The sequence below is a fragment of the Proteus sp. G2609 genome, from assembly GCF_963896135.1.
GTDB classification, from domain to species: Bacteria; Pseudomonadota; Gammaproteobacteria; order Enterobacterales; family Enterobacteriaceae; genus Proteus; species Proteus mirabilis.
In genome coordinates, this window is sequence record NZ_CAWQNB010000045.1 from 214,178 (window position 1) to 233,065 (window position 18,888).

The 18,888-nt window shown below is 38.5% G+C and carries 17 protein-coding genes; 12 read left to right on the plus strand and 5 right to left on the minus strand.

Annotated elements, in window-relative coordinates; translation table 11 throughout:
* Positions 1-5 precede the first annotated feature (5 nt).
* The 8 genes from AACV01_RS17695 (at position 6) to trpS (ending at position 7,822) form a co-directional block, all read left to right on the plus strand.
* The gene (locus tag AACV01_RS17695; RefSeq protein ID WP_004249992.1) at positions 6-1,121 is read left to right on the plus strand and encodes a secretin N-terminal domain-containing protein; all 1,116 of its coding nucleotides are present in this window, start codon (positions 6-8) and stop codon (positions 1,119-1,121) included.
* 580 nt (positions 1,122-1,701) lie between these two features.
* The gene (gene aroK, locus AACV01_RS17700) at positions 1,702-2,223 is read left to right on the plus strand and encodes a shikimate kinase AroK (RefSeq protein ID WP_012368596.1); all 522 of its coding nucleotides are present in this window, start codon (positions 1,702-1,704) and stop codon (positions 2,221-2,223) included.
* A gap of 52 nt (positions 2,224-2,275) precedes the next feature.
* Positions 2,276-3,370, plus strand: a complete 1,095-nt coding sequence (aroB, locus tag AACV01_RS17705; RefSeq protein ID WP_004249857.1) for a 3-dehydroquinate synthase — start codon at positions 2,276-2,278, stop codon at positions 3,368-3,370.
* Positions 3,371-3,524: 154 nt separating this feature from the next.
* On the plus strand, positions 3,525-4,469 hold the full coding sequence (locus tag AACV01_RS17710) for an SPOR domain-containing protein (RefSeq protein WP_012368597.1): 945 nt from the start codon (positions 3,525-3,527) through the stop codon (positions 4,467-4,469).
* Between the two features lie 81 nt (positions 4,470-4,550).
* Complete coding sequence (gene dam, locus AACV01_RS17715) at positions 4,551-5,366, plus strand: adenine-specific DNA-methyltransferase (protein WP_004249858.1); 816 nt, start codon at positions 4,551-4,553, stop codon at positions 5,364-5,366.
* Positions 5,367-5,410: 44 nt separating this feature from the next.
* On the plus strand, positions 5,411-6,085 hold the full coding sequence (gene rpe / locus AACV01_RS17720; protein WP_004246629.1) for a ribulose-phosphate 3-epimerase: 675 nt from the start codon (positions 5,411-5,413) through the stop codon (positions 6,083-6,085).
* Positions 6,082-6,792 (plus strand): phosphoglycolate phosphatase, encoded by a 711-nt coding sequence (locus AACV01_RS17725; RefSeq protein WP_004249859.1) that lies wholly within the window; start codon positions 6,082-6,084, stop codon positions 6,790-6,792. The genes rpe and AACV01_RS17725 overlap by 4 nt, the downstream gene beginning before the upstream one ends.
* 1 nt (position 6,793) lies before the next feature.
* On the plus strand, positions 6,794-7,822 hold the full coding sequence (trpS, locus tag AACV01_RS17730) for a tryptophan--tRNA ligase (protein WP_046335101.1): 1,029 nt from the start codon (positions 6,794-6,796) through the stop codon (positions 7,820-7,822).
* A 40-nt stretch (positions 7,823-7,862) separates the two neighbouring features.
* Here trpS and yiiM read toward each other — a convergent pair whose 3' ends face one another.
* Both yiiM and sodA read right to left on the minus strand, forming a co-directional pair.
* Positions 7,863-8,537, minus strand: a complete 675-nt coding sequence (gene yiiM, locus AACV01_RS17735) for a 6-hydroxyaminopurine reductase (protein WP_004246625.1) — start codon at positions 8,535-8,537, stop codon at positions 7,863-7,865.
* A gap of 117 nt (positions 8,538-8,654) precedes the next feature.
* Positions 8,655-9,278, minus strand: coding sequence for a superoxide dismutase [Mn] (sodA, locus tag AACV01_RS17740; RefSeq protein WP_104731885.1), 624 nt, complete (start codon positions 9,276-9,278; stop codon positions 8,655-8,657).
* Positions 9,279-9,645: 367 nt separating this feature from the next.
* On the opposite strand from sodA, the gene acs reads away from it, so the two are divergent.
* The 4 genes from acs to AACV01_RS17760 all read left to right on the plus strand — a co-directional run bounded on the left by acs (position 9,646) and on the right by AACV01_RS17760 (position 15,665).
* Positions 9,646-11,604, plus strand: a complete 1,959-nt coding sequence (acs, locus tag AACV01_RS17745; RefSeq protein ID WP_004249862.1) for an acetate--CoA ligase — start codon at positions 9,646-9,648, stop codon at positions 11,602-11,604.
* Positions 11,605-11,768: 164 nt separating this feature from the next.
* On the plus strand, positions 11,769-12,080 hold the full coding sequence (locus AACV01_RS17750) for a DUF485 domain-containing protein (RefSeq protein WP_004246621.1): 312 nt from the start codon (positions 11,769-11,771) through the stop codon (positions 12,078-12,080).
* Complete coding sequence (locus tag AACV01_RS17755) at positions 12,077-13,732, plus strand: cation acetate symporter (RefSeq protein ID WP_004246620.1); 1,656 nt, start codon at positions 12,077-12,079, stop codon at positions 13,730-13,732. Before AACV01_RS17750 ends, AACV01_RS17755 begins: the two co-directional genes overlap by 4 nt.
* A 301-nt stretch (positions 13,733-14,033) precedes the next feature.
* Complete coding sequence (locus AACV01_RS17760) at positions 14,034-15,665, plus strand: sulfatase-like hydrolase/transferase (RefSeq protein WP_161682249.1); 1,632 nt, start codon at positions 14,034-14,036, stop codon at positions 15,663-15,665.
* A gap of 18 nt (positions 15,666-15,683) precedes the next feature.
* On the opposite strand, the gene AACV01_RS17765 is transcribed toward AACV01_RS17760, so the two are convergent.
* Genes AACV01_RS17765 through AACV01_RS17775 form a run of 3 tightly spaced genes read right to left on the minus strand, consistent with a single transcriptional unit; the run spans position 15,684 to position 18,526 of the window.
* Positions 15,684-16,376, minus strand: a complete 693-nt coding sequence (locus AACV01_RS17765; RefSeq protein ID WP_161682251.1) for a LutC/YkgG family protein — start codon at positions 16,374-16,376, stop codon at positions 15,684-15,686.
* Positions 16,377-16,379: 3 nt separating this feature from the next.
* On the minus strand, positions 16,380-17,798 hold the full coding sequence (locus AACV01_RS17770; protein WP_004246616.1) for a LutB/LldF family L-lactate oxidation iron-sulfur protein: 1,419 nt from the start codon (positions 17,796-17,798) through the stop codon (positions 16,380-16,382).
* Positions 17,789-18,526 (minus strand): (Fe-S)-binding protein, encoded by a 738-nt coding sequence (locus tag AACV01_RS17775; RefSeq protein WP_004246615.1) that lies wholly within the window; start codon positions 18,524-18,526, stop codon positions 17,789-17,791. Before AACV01_RS17775 ends, AACV01_RS17770 begins: the two co-directional genes overlap by 10 nt.
* Positions 18,527-18,888: the final 362 nt, after the last annotated feature.

The window sequence follows — 18,888 nt, forward strand, 5'->3', positions numbered from 1 at the left end:
ATATTATGAAAAGCGTCTTTTTTTATTTGCTGTTACTACTATCTATCTTGTGCTTTGCTGGTTTTGCTCAATCCAGAGATCCTTTTTATCCAGAACAACCTATTGATAGTAATAACACTCACCATTTCATTGATAAAACAGATAATAGTGAAACTCTTCAACACCAAAACAGCACATTACACCATCGTATCTACCCATTACAGTATGCTGATGTAACCACCGTGGCACAGCAGTTAACGAACTATGGAATTTCATTACTCAGTGATCATGGACGAATAGCCATAGATAAAGATTCAAATAGCTTATCCATTATTGATACAGAAAAAGCACATACTGAAATTTCTGATTGGTTAAAAATTAAAGAAACACCACAGCAACAGGTGCATATTACCGCACATATCATCAGTAGCAGTCAGGATGCGTTAAATGAGTTAGGAACGCAGTGGGGATTACTCAATATGAAATCGACAAATTTAGAAGGTACATCAAACAATACTACAACACCCCATAACATAGCATCAGCACCGCTCACAGCACCTTCTCTTGCCGCATTGGCACTGCATCAAAAAACAAAAAACCCCTTACATTACATAGCCTTTAATATCGCCAGAATTAATAGTCGCCTTTTAGAATTAGAACTAAGCGCCTTAGAACAAGAGAAACAACTCGCCATCATTGCCAGTCCTCGATTAACGGCTGCACATGAAAAAACGGCATCTATCAAGCAAGGAACCGAAATTCCCTATGTCAGCAGAGATAACGACACCATCCGAGTTGAATTTAAAGAGGCTGTTTTGGGGATGGAGGTAACGCCGATCATTCAAAGAAGCAATAAAATTAGATTGCTATTAAAAATTAGTCAAAACACACCAGGTATTGCCTTAGTACAAGGAGGTAGTGAACACCTTTCAATAGATAAACAAGAAATAATGACAGAAGTTACTATTCATGATGGTGAGACTCTGATGTTAGGAGGAATATTTCAACAAAAGCAGCAACAGCATGCAGCAAAAATTCCTTTTTTATCTTCACTGCCATTACTAGGGATACTTTTTAGCCATAAGCGTGACCAACATAGTCGTCATGAATTGGTTATTTTTATTACACCCAAATTAATCTAATTTTCTTAGTATGATTTATTTTTTTATTATAATACAAACAATTACCTTATTTCTGCCAAGATAAAACTGTAAGTTATTCATTGTTTTTTCTTATAATCTCTATTTATAGATTTGACGCTGAGGACGATTTAGCTTACAAGGGTTAGCTAATTGAGTGGGCCTGAAACATCACAACGATAATACGGATACATTTTATGCACTTCCTCTTTCTTGGAGGTAGGGCTTTTTATATGTAATATTGATCAACTGATGACAGAAAAGACAAAGTGATCAGATGCGGTTTTCCGGCTAAATTGTGTTAGAATCTCCGCATTGCCAACAAAGATAATATAATTTTTATAGGTCATATCTTGTTATGTACTGTAGGCAAAGGGATTTTTATCCTGTGTTGTCGCTTGCGACAACACGTGGTTATTTAATAGCGTTCTACTGAAAAAACTCAGTTTTAATATGAGAGTAGATACACACGTTATCAGGCGTGAATGAAATAAACACTCATAAATTTCAGTTTAGGTCCCGTCGCTGAATGAATTTGGCGGGGCGGGTTATCATTAACGAATATCTTAGTAATACCAAAAACATGGCAGAGAAACGTAATATCTTTCTGGTTGGGCCTATGGGTGCCGGCAAAAGCACTATTGGTCGTCAGTTAGCTCAACAACTTAGTATGGAATTTTATGATTCCGATCAGGAAATTGAGCGACGTACAGGTGCAGATGTAGGTTGGGTATTTGATGTAGAAGGCGAAGAAGGCTTCCGTCAACGTGAAGAAAAAATAATCAACGAACTTACTGAAAAGCAAGGCATTGTACTAGCAACAGGTGGTGGTTCGGTGAAATCAAGAGAAACCCGTAACCGACTATCAGCACGCGGTGTTGTTGTTTATTTAGAAACCAACATTGAAAAACAACTTGCTCGTACTCAGCGAGATAAAAAACGTCCTTTATTGCAAGGTGTTGAACCCGTACGTGATGTACTGGAAACCCTCGCAGAAGAACGTAATCCTCTTTACGAAGAGATTGCTGATATCACCATTCATACTGATGATCAGAGTGCAAAAATCGTTGCAAATCAAATTATTGAATTATTAGAGAAAAACTAATAAATTCTTTAGATGAGATGAAAGTAAAGACTACTTGAAGAAGGCCGTTGCTATGGAAAAAATCACTGTGACTTTAGGTGAAAGAAGCTATCCCATTACCATTGCTTCTGGCCTTTTTCACCAGCCTGAAACCTTTTTACCTTTAAAAAAAGGGCAACAAGTGATGATTGTCACAAATGTGACACTTGCGCCGCTCTATCTAGACAAGGTAACAAACACCTTAGAACAACAAGGTGTTTTGGTTGATAGCGTGATTTTACCTGATGGGGAACAGTATAAATCCCTGACGGTAATGAATGATGTCTTTACTGCATTATTAGAAAAAAATCACAATCGAGATACAACACTGCTTGCACTAGGGGGTGGTGTTATTGGTGACTTAACAGGCTTTGCGGCTGCAAGTTATCAACGTGGTGTACGTTTTATTCAAGTTCCTACTACGTTATTATCACAGGTCGATTCTTCTGTCGGTGGAAAAACAGCAGTTAACCATCCACTGGGTAAGAATATGATTGGTGCTTTCTATCAGCCTGCATCTGTTGTTATCGATCTCGATTGTCTTGCAACGCTTCCTCCTCGTGAGTTGTCATCAGGCTTAGCGGAGGTGATTAAATATGGCATTATTTTAGATAAAGACTTCTTTATCTGGCTTGAAAACAATATTGATAAACTGATAGCGCTTGAACCTAAAGCCATGGCTTACTGTATTCGCCGTTGCTGTGAACTTAAGGCACAAGTAGTCGCAGCAGACGAAAAAGAGACGAGTGGTCTACGAGCTTTACTTAATTTAGGTCATACTTATGGTCACGCAATTGAAGCACATATGGGATATGGTGTGTGGCTACATGGTGAAGCTGTCGCTGCGGGTATGGTTATGGCGGCTAAAACCGCACAAGATTTGGGTCAATTTACTCAGGCAGAAACTCAGCGAGTGATCCAATTACTTAAAAAAGCAAATCTTCCCGTCAATGGCCCTGATGAGATGCAACCTGAAGACTATTTACCTCATATGATGCGAGATAAAAAAGTTTCCGCGGGTAAATTGCACCTTGTATTACCAAAAGGTATCGGTCAATCAGAACTACGTGCGGATATCTCTCGCGAACAAGTGTATAAAGCGATAACATCATGCATTAATGCAAATTAAGCATACCATCACCTAACGAGAGATAAACTGGAAAGTCTATTTAAGGAAAATTCTGGTTAATAATCTCAAATGTGACGTTTCAGAAAAAGCGTTTCATCCTTATACTAGAGGTAATGGCTAACTTTCGCTTTTTGACGCTCTGACGGAGGGCATAATGGACGAGTTCAAACCTGAAAATGAAATTAAGAGTGGCGATAACTCACTCAAACCTGATACTTCGGATAGACCCGAACGTCGCACTAATCGACCTCGTAATAACCCATTAAAAAATGCTCGTTTCTCTGTATCCCGTCAACAGATGATGATAGGTGTTGGGGTACTGGTTCTCATTCTTTTAATTATTGCGATAAGCTCTGCGCTGAAATCACCAGACAGTGATAAAGAAACAACAGCCTCAACAACAGGAACAGAAAAGAATATTGAACTGTCTCAGCCTTCAGTAACATCAACAAACAATCAAACATCCACACCTCAGGAGCTGACGGGCCAACAAATACAGCAGCCTACAACGCAGCCATCTCAAAATCTCCCCCCAATGATTGACTCTCAAGGTCAACGTGTTGAGATCCCAGGAGATATTGTTGATTCACTCAATCAACAACAAGCAGGTGTTAACCAAGCTGTTAATCAACAACAGCAAAATACACAAAACCAACCGACAACGCCACAAACTCCGGTGACCAAACCGCAACCGGCACCAACGCAAAAACCTGAGGTCAAACCTACACCGACCAAGCCGGTAACACCTCCTGCAACCACACAGACTAAGCCTGTGGCAAAACCAACCACAAAACCCGTTGCATCAGGAGCCTTATCAGCAAATAACCTAGCAGCCATTCCTGCAACAAATTATACTTTGCAGTTAAGTGGTGCGAGTCGCCAAGATACGTTAGAAGCTTTCGCTAAAAAAAATCTTAATGGAAACTACGCTATTTATAAAACCCAGCGTAATGGTAATCCTTGGTATGTACTCATCTATGGTAACTATCGTAATATAAGCGAAGCAAAACAGGCCGTGGCTTCATTACCGGCGGCTGTGCAAGCTAAAAAACCTTGGGTTAGACCTATGAAACATGTTCATCAGGATCTAAAAAAATAAGTTAACGATGTTCACCGCTGATATGCTGTCTGAAACAGAGTACAATCGGCGACTCTGAAACGATTGAGAAATTTGGACGGCATGAAAAAAAAACGCGCATTCCTAAAATGGGCTGGTGGTAAATACCCTTTGGTAGATGACATTAAGCGTCATCTACCTCAAGGTAACTGTTTAATTGAACCTTTTATGGGTGCTGGCTCTGTATTTTTAAATACAGAATATGATTCATATATTCTTGCCGATATAAATAGCGATCTCATCCATCTCTATAATACGGTAAAACTGTATCCTGAAAAATTTATGAAGGATGCTCAACTATTATTCACTCCCCAGATGAATAATGCAGAAGAGTTTTATCAACTACGACAAGACTTTAATCAATCAACAGATCCATACCAACGCAGTGTGCTTTTTCTCTACTTAAACCGTCATTGCTACAATGGATTATGCCGTTACAACTCCAAAGGTGAATATAATGTTCCTTTTGGTCGCTACAAAAAACCTTATTTTCCAGAAGACGAATTGATTTGGTTTTCAGAAAAAGCGCAAAAAGCCTTATTTGTCTGCCAAAGCTATTCATCAACCATGACAAATGCCACCAAAGGTTCTGTTGTATACTGTGATCCACCTTATGCACCGTTATCACCGACGGCAAATTTTACCTCATACCATACAAATAGCTTTAGTTTCCAAGAACAACAGCATCTAGCTCAACTTGCCTCAATGTTGGCTTACGAGAGACAGATACCCGTGTTAATATCAAATCATGAAACTGCGTTAACAAAAGAGTGGTATGTAGACGCGAAAGAGCTACATAGTGTGAAAGTCAGAAGAACAATTAGTAGCAACACACTAGGTCGTAGCAAAGTGAACGAATTACTAGCCTTATATAAATAATCGTTAACACTTCCCGACAATGGGAGTGTTGTCAGGAGAACGCGATGAAAGATTTTCTGATTGCCCCTTCTATTTTATCTGCAGATTTCGCCCGCCTTGGTGAAGATACGGAGAAAGTGCTCGCTGCAGGTGCTGATGTGGTTCATTTTGATGTAATGGATAATCACTATGTCCCTAACTTAACGTTCGGTGCACCAATTTGTAAAGCGCTACGCAACTACGGGATCACAGCACCTATTGATGTCCACTTAATGGTAAAACCGGTTGATCGTATTATTCCTGATTTTGCACAAGCAGGAGCAACCTATATTTCATTTCATGCCGAAGCCAGTGAGCATGTTGATCGCACTATTCAATTAATCAAAGATTGTGGCTGTAAAGCAGGTTTAGTCCTTAATCCTGCCACGCCTCTCAACTATCTCGATTATGTAATGGATAAATTAGATCTTATTCTTCTGATGTCAGTAAACCCTGGCTTCGGTGGTCAATCATTTATACCAAAGACACTCGATAAATTACGTCAAGTTCGCAAGATGATTGATGATGGTGGCTATGACATTCGTTTAGAAATTGATGGCGGTGTCAAAGTTGATAATATTGCCGAAATTGCTCAAGCAGGTGCGGATATGTTTGTTGCTGGCTCTGCTATTTTCAATCAGCCAGATTATAAACAGGTTATCGACAATATGCGCCGAGAATTAGATAAGGTATCGAAATGACAGAAAAAAAACTCAAAGGTATTCGTGCTATCGCTTTTGATCTTGATGGTACACTAACTGACAGCGCTGTTGGGCTAACAGAAGCCACAAACTATGCACTAAAAGCAAAAGGCTTCCCAACAGTGGATAAACACCATGTCACCATTTGGGTTGGTAATGGTGTTGATATGCTATTAAAGCGCGCCCTACACCATTGTGGAGTTAAAGATGTCACCGATACTTTATTAAAAGAGGTACGTGATCTCTTTGATGAGTGCTATGCAAACTCTGTCAAAACAGGAAGCAATCTATTTCCACACGTTAAAGAGACACTAGAAAAACTTGCTTCGTATTCTCTCTCCTTAGGCATAGTGACGAATAAACCTACTCCTTTTATCCAACCACTGTTAAAGCAATTAGGTATAGACAACGACTTCTCATTGGTGCTTGGTGGTGATGATGTAAAACAAAAAAAACCCCATCCAGCGCCATTATATTTAACAATGGGCACGTTTGGTGTTAAAAAAGAAGAGCTTCTTTTTGTCGGAGATTCCCGTAACGATATTATCGCCGCTCAAGCAGCACAGTGCCCTTGTGTGGGGTTAACTTATGGTTATAACTACGGTGAACCCATTGCAGATAGCAAACCCGATTTTATACTCGACGATTTTGCTGATTTGCTCTCTATCCTTGATATTACGTCAATGACAACAGTGGAACAGAACTAACATGACGACTTCAGTAGAAAAAAAGGCTCAAAAGCCTATTGTATTCAGTGGTGCACAACCTTCTGGTGAGTTAACTATCGGGAACTATATGGGAGCACTACGTCAGTGGGTACAAATGCAAGATGACTACGATTGCATTTACTGTATCGTTGACCAACATGCCATCACTGTACGCCAAGATCCTACCGAACTGCGAAAAAGAACCTTAGATACACTGGCTCTTTATCTCGCTTGTGGCATTGATCCTGAAAAAAGCACAATTTTTGTACAATCTCATGTTCCACAACATGCACAATTAGGCTGGGCGCTAAACTGCTACACCTACTTTGGTGAATTAAGCCGTATGACCCAATTTAAAGATAAATCAGCTCGTCATGCTGAAAATATCAATGCGGGATTATTTGATTATCCCGTCTTAATGGCAGCTGATATCCTCCTTTATCAAACCAACCAAGTACCGGTTGGTATTGACCAAAAACAACATCTTGAATTAAGCCGTGATATTGCCCAACGCTTTAATGCCATCTATGGTGACATTTTCACCGTACCCGATCCTTTTATTCCAAAAGGTGGCGCACGCGTGATGGCACTACAAGATCCCACTAAGAAAATGTCTAAATCTGATGATAACCGCAATAATGTTATCGCTTTACTTGAAGATCCCAAAGCGGCGGCGAAAAAAATAAAACGTGCTGTTACAGACTCAGAAGAGCCACCTCGCGTTGCGTATGATCTAGAAAACAAAGCCGGTGTCTCTAACTTATTAGATATTTTAGCGGGTGTGACAGGTAAAACTATCCCTGAACTCGAAGCTGAATTTGAAGGCAAAATGTACGGTCATCTAAAAGGCGCGGTTGCTGAGGCTGTATCAGATATGCTGACAAATATTCAAGAACGCTTTAACACCTTCCGTAATGATGAAGCACTATTAAATAAAATCATGAAAGAAGGTGCCGATAAGGCGAAAGCGCGCGCTCAAACAACCTTAGATAAGGTTTATGAGGCTATTGGGTTTATTGCTCACCCATAATCATTATTATAGGCCAGATAACTGCTGGCCTATTTTCTGACTATTTCTTAAATAGCCTTCTATCAAAACTTTCAATAGTTTGTTTTTGCAATCTTAACTGCATGGTTTTACACCAACTAGCGGATAGTCCTGCCGCTGCTAATAAGCGACGATACGACTCCTCATCAAATGGCATATGAAAAGCAATAGCAATTGCTTCTTTGACCGAGATATCGCTATTTCTTGAGCGTAGAACCAAAGGATGATGACAGCCTACTTCGCCGGGACTTATCACGCGATATAACCAGCCACAAAAACCGCTATCTTGCATCAGTTGTGAAAAATCGCTGATATCAGTCACCGTGTTTAACTTATAACAAGGTGAACGAGGCTGGGTCACTTGAATTAAAGCGTCACCCCATTGATATATATCACCAATAAAAACATTCTCTTCTGTCAGACCGGTAGTCGAAATATTTTCACCAAACGCAGGAGCATTAAATAAGTCAGCCAGTTGAGGAAATTGCTCAGACCAGTAATGATAATGTTCTTGAGGATAATGGCACAAAGCGCGATCAGGCCCACCATGAAACCCTTTTTCTGCTTGCTCATCACCTGCTAAGCCCAGTGATGTTAGTTTAATATGCCCATCCACCAGCCTTTTGGTGATCGCACTGGTAAATCCATTTGCAGTCGTCGTGATATTGCCAATAAAAACACTGGGGAAATAGCGCATAACTCATTACCTCAATGAAAAAAAGTCCTTTTATAATAAAGAGAGCAGGCTAAATAAACAATGCCGACAATAATTGTCGGCATTGATAAATAGAGAGAAAAGAGAATGATAGCGATATTATGCTTTGCTCTGATAGCGTTTTTGCGCCTCATCCCAGTTAACTACAGACCAGAATGCTTTGATATAATCAGGACGACGGTTTTGATATTTCAAGTAATACGCATGTTCCCATACATCTAAGCCAATAATTGGATAGCCAGATGCACCTGCTAACTCTTCACCCATTAATGGGCTATCTTGGTTTGCGGTAGAAACAACAGCTAATTTTCCATCATCTTTTAATACTAACCATGCCCAACCTGAGCCAAAACGGCTAGCTGCGGCTTTTTCAAACAACTCTTTAAATGTATCAACACTACCAAAATCACGTTCAATGGCATCTTTTAATGAACCATGTAATTGAGTGCCTAGCTTTAATCCTTTCCAGAAGAAAGTATGGTTAGAATGACCACCCGCATTGTTACGTACAAAGGTACGTTGATCAGCAGGTACTTTATGTAAATTCTTAACGAGTTCATCAATTTCTAAACCCGCTAATTCAGGCAGTTTTTCTAACGCAGTATTAGTATTGTTCACATAAGTTTGATGATGCTTAGTATGGTGAATTTCCATTGTGCGCTCATCAAAATGAGGTTCTAGCGCATCATAAGCATAAGGGAGTGCAGGTAATGTATAGCTCATATTAATCTCCAGTGCTGTTTTATATTCGATCACGCCATGTGATTTATCTCTTTATTATAGTGAAAAAAATGTTAATGAAAATCATTATCATATCCATATTATCTTTGTGGTTTTTTTATCCAACCCAGTGACATCAATTTTCACAGTATTTTATTTTAAATAAAAAGCTTATCATTGGTTTAATATTTCATAAAATACCCAAAAGGTAGATAAATTACACATAACAACCTTTAGCACTAATTGATCACGCCATGAAAAGCATTTCCATTATTTCGTGATCTTCTGCGCAAAAAAGAAACAATGTCTCTTTACCCTCTTTTGTTAACGACTTTTTGACATAGTATTAACAACAGTAAGGAGAACAATTATGACAAAAATAAACCAGCATCACATTCCTGCAAACATTGCAGAGCACGCCCTGATTAATAAAGAGCAATACCAAAAAGATTATGCATTATCCATCGAAAACCCTGAGGCCTTTTGGGCAGATAAAGGGAAAATTGTTGATTGGATAACCCCCTATACTATCGTGAAAAATACCTCCTTTGATCCAGGCCATGTCCGTATTCGCTGGTTTGAAGATGGGCAACTTAACATTAGCCAAAACTGTCTTGATCGCCATTTAGAAAAACGCGCGGATCAAGTTGCTATTATTTGGGAAGGTGATTCCCCTAATGAATCGAAAAGCATTACCTATCGCCAACTTCATCAAGATGTTTGTCAATTCGCCAATGTATTAAAAAAACTAGGTATCAAAAAAGGCGATGTAGTGGCTATTTATATGCCAATGGTTCCTGAAGCAGCTGTTGCGATGTTAGCTTGTACTCGTATTGGGGCTATTCATTCTGTTATTTTTGGTGGTTTCTCACCAGAAGCAGTGGCAGGGCGCATTATTGACTCTAAAGCAAAATTAGTGATCACCGCAGATGAAGGCTTACGTGCTGGTAGAGCAATACCCTTAAAGAAAAATGTTGATGATGCCCTCACTCATGTGGATATCCCGCCTATTGAACATGTTGTGGTCTTACGTCGAACAGGGCAAACAGAACAATGGATTGAAGGACGCGATTTATGGTGGGATGAAATTGTTCAAGGCGTCAGTACAGAATGTGATGTGGAAGTCATGAACGCAGAAGATCCACTCTTTATTCTCTACACATCAGGCTCTACGGGGAAACCCAAAGGCGTGTTGCACACCACTGGCGGTTATCTTGTTTATGCCTCAATGACCTTTAAATACACCTTTGACTATCATGATGGTGAGATTTATTGGTGTACAGCGGATGTCGGTTGGGTAACTGGCCATAGCTACTTGTTATATGGCCCGCTATCAAATGGTGCCACAACAGTGATGTTTGAGGGAGTCCCCAATTACCCCTCAGTCAATCGTATGGCCCAGATTGTTGATAAACACCAAGTTAATATTCTCTATACCGCACCTACTGCGATCCGCGCATTAATGGCGGAAGGAGACAAAGCCATTGAAGGTACGCAACGAACCTCTTTACGCATTTTAGGCTCAGTAGGAGAGCCTATTAACCCAGAAGCTTGGGAATGGTTTTATCAAAAAATGGGACGTAGCCAATGCCCTATTGTTGATACATGGTGGCAAACAGAAACAGGAGGTTTCATGATAACCCCATTGCCGGGAGCAATGGATCTAAAACCAGGCTCAGCGACTCGTCCATTCTTTGGTGTACAACCTGCAATTGTTGACAATATGGGGGAAATACAAGACGGTGCTTGTGAAGGTAATTTGGTGATCGTAGATTCATGGCCGGGCCAAGCAAGAACATTATTTGGCGATCATGACCGTTTTGAACAGACTTACTTTTCGACCTTTAAAGGCATGTACTTTTCAGGTGACGGTGCCCGTCGTGATGAGGACGGTGATTATTGGATAACAGGCCGTGTTGATGATGTTTTAAATATCTCTGGTCACCGTTTAGGTACCGCCGAAATTGAATCCGCACTTGTCGCCCATCCTAAAATTGCAGAAGCGGCTGTTGTTGGTATTCCCCATAATATAAAAGGACAAGCTATTTATGCTTATGTCACGCTAAATCATGGTGAAGAACCTACGGCAGAGCTTTATACAGAAGTGCGCAATTGGGTACGTAAAGAGATAGGCCCAATAGCAACACCAGATATCCTTCATTGGACAGATGCCTTACCTAAAACACGCTCTGGGAAAATTATGCGTCGTATCTTGCGTAAAATTGCCTCTGGCGACACAACTAACCTTGGAGATACCTCAACACTCGCCGATCCAGGCGTTGTAGAAAAACTGTTAGAAGAAAAACAGTCTCTATCACTGACCATTTAAAGTGCTAGTGCTCAAATAATACAGCAGTCAATAAAACCGGAATACTACTATGCAAAGGCATTTTATGCCTTTGCAGGGCTCTCTTATCACAAATTCATGACATGCGGGGATAAACACCTCTAAATCATGTAATAAACCAAATAATTATTTTGAGGAGAACTCTGATGAATCCCAATATTTATCAAGAGATAGAAAATAACCCTCGCTTTAAAGAACTGGTTAAAAAACGTAGTCGTTTCTCATGGGGACTTTCGATTATTACACTTGTTATGTATGTCTCATTTATATTGCTGATTGCTTTTTATCCACAATGGTTAGGTACACCGCTCTATGAAGGCAGTTACATTACACGAGGTATTCCTATCGGTATTGGCTTAATTATCGCCTCTTTTCTACTAACAGGGATTTACGTTATTAGAGCAAATACAGAGTTTGACAAATTAACGGCAGAAATTCTTGGTGAGGTAGAAAAATGAAAAATAAACACTACGCCATATCACTATTAACGTTATTATCCCCCAATGTATTAGCCGCAGCGATAACAGAAGGGGGTGAAAAACAGCCAATTAACTTCCAAGCCATTATCATGTTTCTGATCTTTGTTGGCTTAACACTGTATATTACTTACTGGGCCTCTAAACGAACTCGATCACGGTCTGATTATTACACTGCAGGTGGCAAAATTACTGGATTTCAAAATGGTATGGCTATCGCCGGTGATTTTATGTCTGCCGCCTCCTTTTTAGGAATTTCAGCGTTAGTATACACTTCTGGCTATGATGGACTTATCTACTCTATTGGCTTTTTAATCGGCTGGCCAATCATTCTATTTATTATCGCTGAACGTTTGCGTAATTTAGGACGCTATACTTTTGCTGATGTTGTCTCTTACCGTTTAAGTCCAAAGCCCATTAGAACACTTTCTGCAATAGGTTCATTAGTTGTTGTTGCCCTCTATCTTATTGCTCAAATGGTAGGGGCGGGTAAATTAATCGAGCTACTTTTTGGCTTAAACTACCATATTGCGGTGATCTTAGTCGGTATTTTAATGGTTCTTTATGTCCTTTTTGGCGGCATGTTAGCCACCACTTGGGTACAAATAATCAAAGCCATTTTATTACTCGCCGGTGCAACTTTTATGGCGGTCATGGTAATGAAAGCGGCAGACTTTAACTTCAATACCTTGTTTAAAGAAGCTGTTAACGTCCATCAAAAAGGCTTTTCTATCATGAGTCCAGGAGGGTTAGTTTCTGATCCTATCTCTGCATTATCCTTAGGTCTTGCCTTAATGTTTGGTACCGCAGGACTTCCCCACATTATCATGCGCTTTTTTACCGTTAGCGATGCAAAAGAGGCTCGTAAAAGTGTTTTCTATGCGACAGGTTTTATCGGTTATTTCTATATTCTTACTTTTATTATTGGTTTCGGGGCTATCTTACTCGTTAGCCCTAATCCTCTGTTCAAAGATGCCGCTGGTGCTTTAATTGGTGGCACCAATATGGCCGCTGTTCATTTAGCGGATGCTGTTGGTGGTAATTTCTTCCTTGGTTTTATTTCTGCAGTCGCTTTTGCCACTATTTTAGCCGTTGTTGCAGGATTAACTTTAGCAGGTGCATCTGCCGTTTCTCATGATTTATACGCCAATGTAATTAAAAATGGCCAAGCAGATGAGCGACAAGAGCTAAAAGTTTCGAAAATAACGGTTGTTATTCTCGGCATTGTCGCCATTGGTTTAGGTATTTTATTTGAGAAACAGAATATTGCCTTTATGGTCGGTTTAGCTTTCTCTATCGCTGCAAGTTGTAATTTCCCTATTATCTTACTCTCTATGTATTGGAAGGGATTAACAACACGTGGGGCTGTAATTGGTGGCTGGTCTGGCTTAATTGTTGCCGTTACCTTAATGATCTTAGGTCCCACGATCTGGGTGAGTATTCTTGGTCATGATACACCTATTTATCCTTACGAGTACCCTGCTCTTTTCTCTATGATCATTGCCTTTATCGTTTCATGGTTATTCTCCATTACCGATAATTCTTCTCTGGCAACTCAAGAGCGTATGAAATTTGAAGCTCAGTTTATTCGCTCACAAATAGGTATTGGTGCAGAGCAAGGTAAACCTCATTAAACATCTGTAAAATAGTTTTTTATTCTTAAAGTGCCAACAATGTTGGCACTTTTTTTTACTCTTTACTTAATTAAATTAATATCGGTTTAAAAATACATATCTATACGATATTTTAAATTACTATTGACTAATGTGATTTAAGTTTAAGTCTATAGGAAAATTTCAAGCAAGATCAATTAATTAAAAGTGTAAATATAACTATAAGTAACAGTATAATAAGTCAATAAAAGATAAGATAAGTACTGAAATAGCAGTTTCAGACTCATTTTAGCTAAACAAGACTTGTATTATGAAATGCTAAATGGTTAACTTTTTATTCTATATGGAAAAAGGTGATAATGATAAAAGCATGTCTCAAGTAATAAACTTTTCTCTTTTATTTATTTTATCTATAGTACCTGCACTATTAGCGGGTTCAACCCTGCATATTGAACAAAAGTTCTCTATGGTGATTATCGGTTGGCTCCTGATGTTACTCTGTGGCGGTATCTATCGGTTTACTATAGGAAAAGTGATTACTTTTATTGTTGCTGCTTTATGGTCTTTAAACCTCTCCATCTCACTGTTTTTTTATCGTGAACATGATATTCCCTTTTCATCATCAATAGCAGAAACTTTCATTAATACTAATGGAAGTGAAACTGTTGGTATGCTCTCTTATAATAAATATTATGTACTCTTTTATATTGTTATATTTACCTGTTTTTTCTATTTAATACATATTAGCGCCCGTTATTTAAATAACAAAACTAATAAAAGATGTTTAATTGCTATTTTTATATTAATAATTCTTATTTCTCTATACAAAAACTTAGCAATAAGATCAGAGAATAAAACCCAATTACTTGCTGAGTATTATCTACTTAATACCCCTTTTTACAATGCAGCAGCTTTAGTGCGGACTTTCCACGAAAATAGACAAATCAAAAAGATCACATCAGAAAAAGTTAATTTTAACTATGATAAAGTGGATCAAAAAACAGAAATTTATATTCTTTTGATTGGTGAATCAGTACGACGTGATCATTTAGGAATTTATGGGTATCCGTACGATACTACCCCTAATTTAGAGAAAGAAAAAAATAATATTTTATTATTTAAGCAAGCTTATTCTCCAGCGCCTGTGACCATATTATCAGTACCCATATCCCTTTCTAATATCAACCTAACAGAGTTATATGATAAGAAACACTACGCTGATAATATCATTTCTCTTGCCAATCATGCTGGCTTCAAAACATATTGGTTAAGTAACCAAGGTAAAGGAAATCCAAAAACGAGTGTGATTTCTGTGATTGCCAATATGGCCCAACATAAAAAATGGAATGAATTTATTGGCTATGATGAAGAATTATTGCCATTTTTAGATAATGCGCTTAATGACAACTCATCAAATAAAAAGCTCATTGTCCTACATACTTATGGTAGCCATGAGCCGGCATGTAATCGTTTTCCTAGCACTTACCTTAAAGCCTTTACCCAACAAGAAGATGATAACTGCTACGATAGCTCTATCGCTTATACTGACAAGCTTATCAGCCAAATTATTGAAAAAATACAAGATAAACCCGCATCTATACTCTATTTTTCAGATCACGCATTACAACGATTAGATAAAAATAGAGAAGTACGTTATCACCATGGCGTGAACAGTCCTCGCCAAGAAGCTTATAATATACCGCTCTTTATTTGGTATAGCGCATCTGCAACGCGACCAAATATCAATGAAGAAAATTTAAATAAACCTTTTTCTACCGCAGATAATTATTGGCTATTAAGCCAATGGCTAGGTATTGAACATAACTCAGCGAAAAAATGTTACTCACCTTTAAGCGAATGCTATCAAACAAAAACGTCAATGATGGTCATCGATGGTAATAAGAAGTTATTAAACTACGCACTATTAGAATCAGAAGAACAAGCGCCTCAATAAAGAGGCGCATGACTTAATTTAACAATCTTCAATAATCACATAAATCGCATTTAAAGAGCCATGAACACCAACAACTTTAATTAATTCAATATCTGATGTGCAACTAGGACCACTAATAATATTAATACAAGAAGGCATTCTTATATTTTTTAATGCCATTTGATGTAATCTTTCTGCTAACTGAGCAACTCGAGGTAAAATCGTACTGCGTTTTAGTACAAAAATCGTGGTTTCAGGGATCAATCCAACACTTCTTCCTTTGTCAGCCCCAGAAAATAAAACAACACCACCAGATTCTGCAAGTCCATATTCAGCAAATACAATTCCGACTTTTGCCTCTTTTACCCGTTCAATATTTTTTTTACCCTCAGTATGATCCCAAATATTGGCATGACAGTGTTCTGATAAATAATCAATCACACCACTTTCCTGTAATCGTGGATCACCCGTTAATATCACTGGTAAACCATACTGTTCACAAAGAGTCTCTAAATGCTTAGGTAAAGATGACAATGTTGTCGTTTCATAAGTACTTCCTGCTAACTGAGCTGTATTGAGAAAATATTGATAAAGTTCATCATCAGAAAGCTCCGTTAATCGTTGTTCTGGATATAAATTTACTGGTTCAGGTACAGCTTCAGGTTGCGTTTTTAATGGCCTACCTAATTGAGAAGCAAGATTTGATAAAAAGCGTTCTTTATTGTTATCCATCTCTTATTTCTCCTCTTTTTGGTGTTTTTTAAACCAACTACGAAAACTTTCACCATCACCTTCAGGTAAATTCCTCGCCTCTGTCCATGCTTTTATTGCACCGATATTTAATGGCGCTTTACCTTCTTTAATAAACCATTTTGTAGCATGTGCTCCCATATTCATCCCAACTTTCCATAACATAGGATGACGGTTCACATAATTGAATACTCGAGTAATATTACGTTCGGTTGTTGGTGTTATACCTTGCTCTACCATGACTTCACGATGTTTCTTTATAAGATTTGATAAAGGTATTTTTACTGGGCAAACGCTATCACAAGCAGTACATAATGAGCAGACATAAGGCAGGTTTTTAAAGTCTTTATATCCACCAAGTAGTGGCGTTAAGACGGCACCAACAGGGCCTGGATAGATAGAATCATATCCTTGCCCCCCAATATGGCGATAAGCAGGGCAAGTATTCATACAAGCACCACAACGGATACAACGTAAAATATCTTTAAATTCAGAACCAATGATCTTCGAGCGGCCATTGTCCACAATAACAAGATGGAAATCTTCTGGGCCATCAACGTTGTCATTCTCTTTAGGGCCAGTAAGCCATGTATTATAGCCCGTTAAACGTAACCCTACTGCACTACGGGCCAACATGGTAATTAAGATATCTACCTCTTTAAAAGTAGGTGCAATACGTTCCATCCCCATCACCGCAATATGCGTTTTGGGTAATGTTGTACTTAATCGTGCATTACCTTCATTAGTGACTAAACAAACAGAGCCTGTTTCTGCTACCGCAAAATTACACCCCGTAATACCGATATCGGCAGTAAAAAAATCGTCTCTAATGTTCTGGCGAACAAAACGCGTCATTTCTTCTGGTGTATCTGAGCCGTTATAACCCAGTTTGTCATGAAATATTTGACGTATCTGAGCTCTATTTTTATGAATAGCAGGGACCACTACATGAGATGGGGCATCTTTTGCTTGTTGAAGAATAAACTCGGCTAAATCGGTTTCAATAACATTAATACCTGCATTTTCTAATACAGGGTTTAAGCCAATTTCTTCCGTCACCATTGATTTGGCTTTGACTATTTTTTTGGCTTTTTTCTCTTTTGCAATATTGAGAATATATTGAGAGGCTTCTTCTTTCGTTTGAGCAAAGAAAACATGCCCACCATGTTGTTCTATTTTTTCAGATAATTGATATAAATAGGCATCTAAATTAGCAAGTACATGATCACGGATCTGCGCCGCTCTATCCCGCCAATCCTCCCAGTGTCCTAATTCATCAACCATTTTTTGACGATTACGGCCAATAGTTTCTTGCGCATTAGCAACGGCTTTTTGCATAATTTGATCGTGAACTTGACGATCAATTAGCGTTTTAAAAGGAAGAGAGCTTGTTTTTAATGACATAATTCCTCCTCATTGCTCATCAATACTTGCGCAATATGCATCACTTTAACTGGACGACCTTCTCTCTCTAAACGACCACCTATATTTAATAGGCAACTGACATCCGCACCAATTAAATAGTCAGGATGAACATCCATAATGTGATGAACTTTTTCTTTGACCATTTCACCTGAAATTTCAGCCATTTTTACCGAAAACGTCCCCCCAAAACCACAACAGGTTTCCATATTGTCAAAAGGTAATAATTCTAGCCCTTTTACATGACGTAATAGTGTGAGTGGCTCTTCTTTCACTCCCATTTTACGAAATAAGCTGCAAGACGGGTGATAAACAGCTTTTCCTTTAAGGCTTGCACCTACATCAACAATATTTAATTGATTAACGATAAAGGAGGTGAGATCAAACATGCGATTAGCTATTTTTTCTGCACGAATAGCCCAGTCAGGTTCATTTACCAGATATTTAGCATAACTTTTAATAGCAAAAGAACATGATCCAGCAGGAGAAATAATAGGATAGTCATTAACTTCAAAGGTTTTAATCAAGTTTTTCATCGCTGGAATGGCATCTTTAATATATCCACTATTAATAGCAGGTTGACCACAACAGCCCTGTTTTTCGAGAAAATGAACTTGACAGCCTAGTTTTTCTAACAGCAATACACTATCTCTTGCCATCTGAGACTTTAAGGCGTCACCAATGCATGTTACATAAAAATTAACATCCATACTTATGCTCCCATTGCTTTTATCTATGTAGAGTAAGTAAATAAGCCGAGACTCATTTGTATGACAAATAGTGTTGCATAAAAATAATGTTAAATATATGTGTATAAGTGTTTTTTTTATAAATTTACAGTTTTCAAGAAATAAAGAAATGGGAATATAAAGGGTATTTATGATTATTTTTTAATAAAAACAATTTATTACTGTGGCAAATTGAGGGAGTTTATTAAGTCTAGTTTTATTACGATAAATAAAGAATTTAACGTAAGTGAAATAGAATAAACGCAAAAAAGCCAACCCAGTGGGTTGGCTTTCTCGTCTTATTTAATGCTTGGCAGTTCCCTACTCTCACATGGGGAGACCCC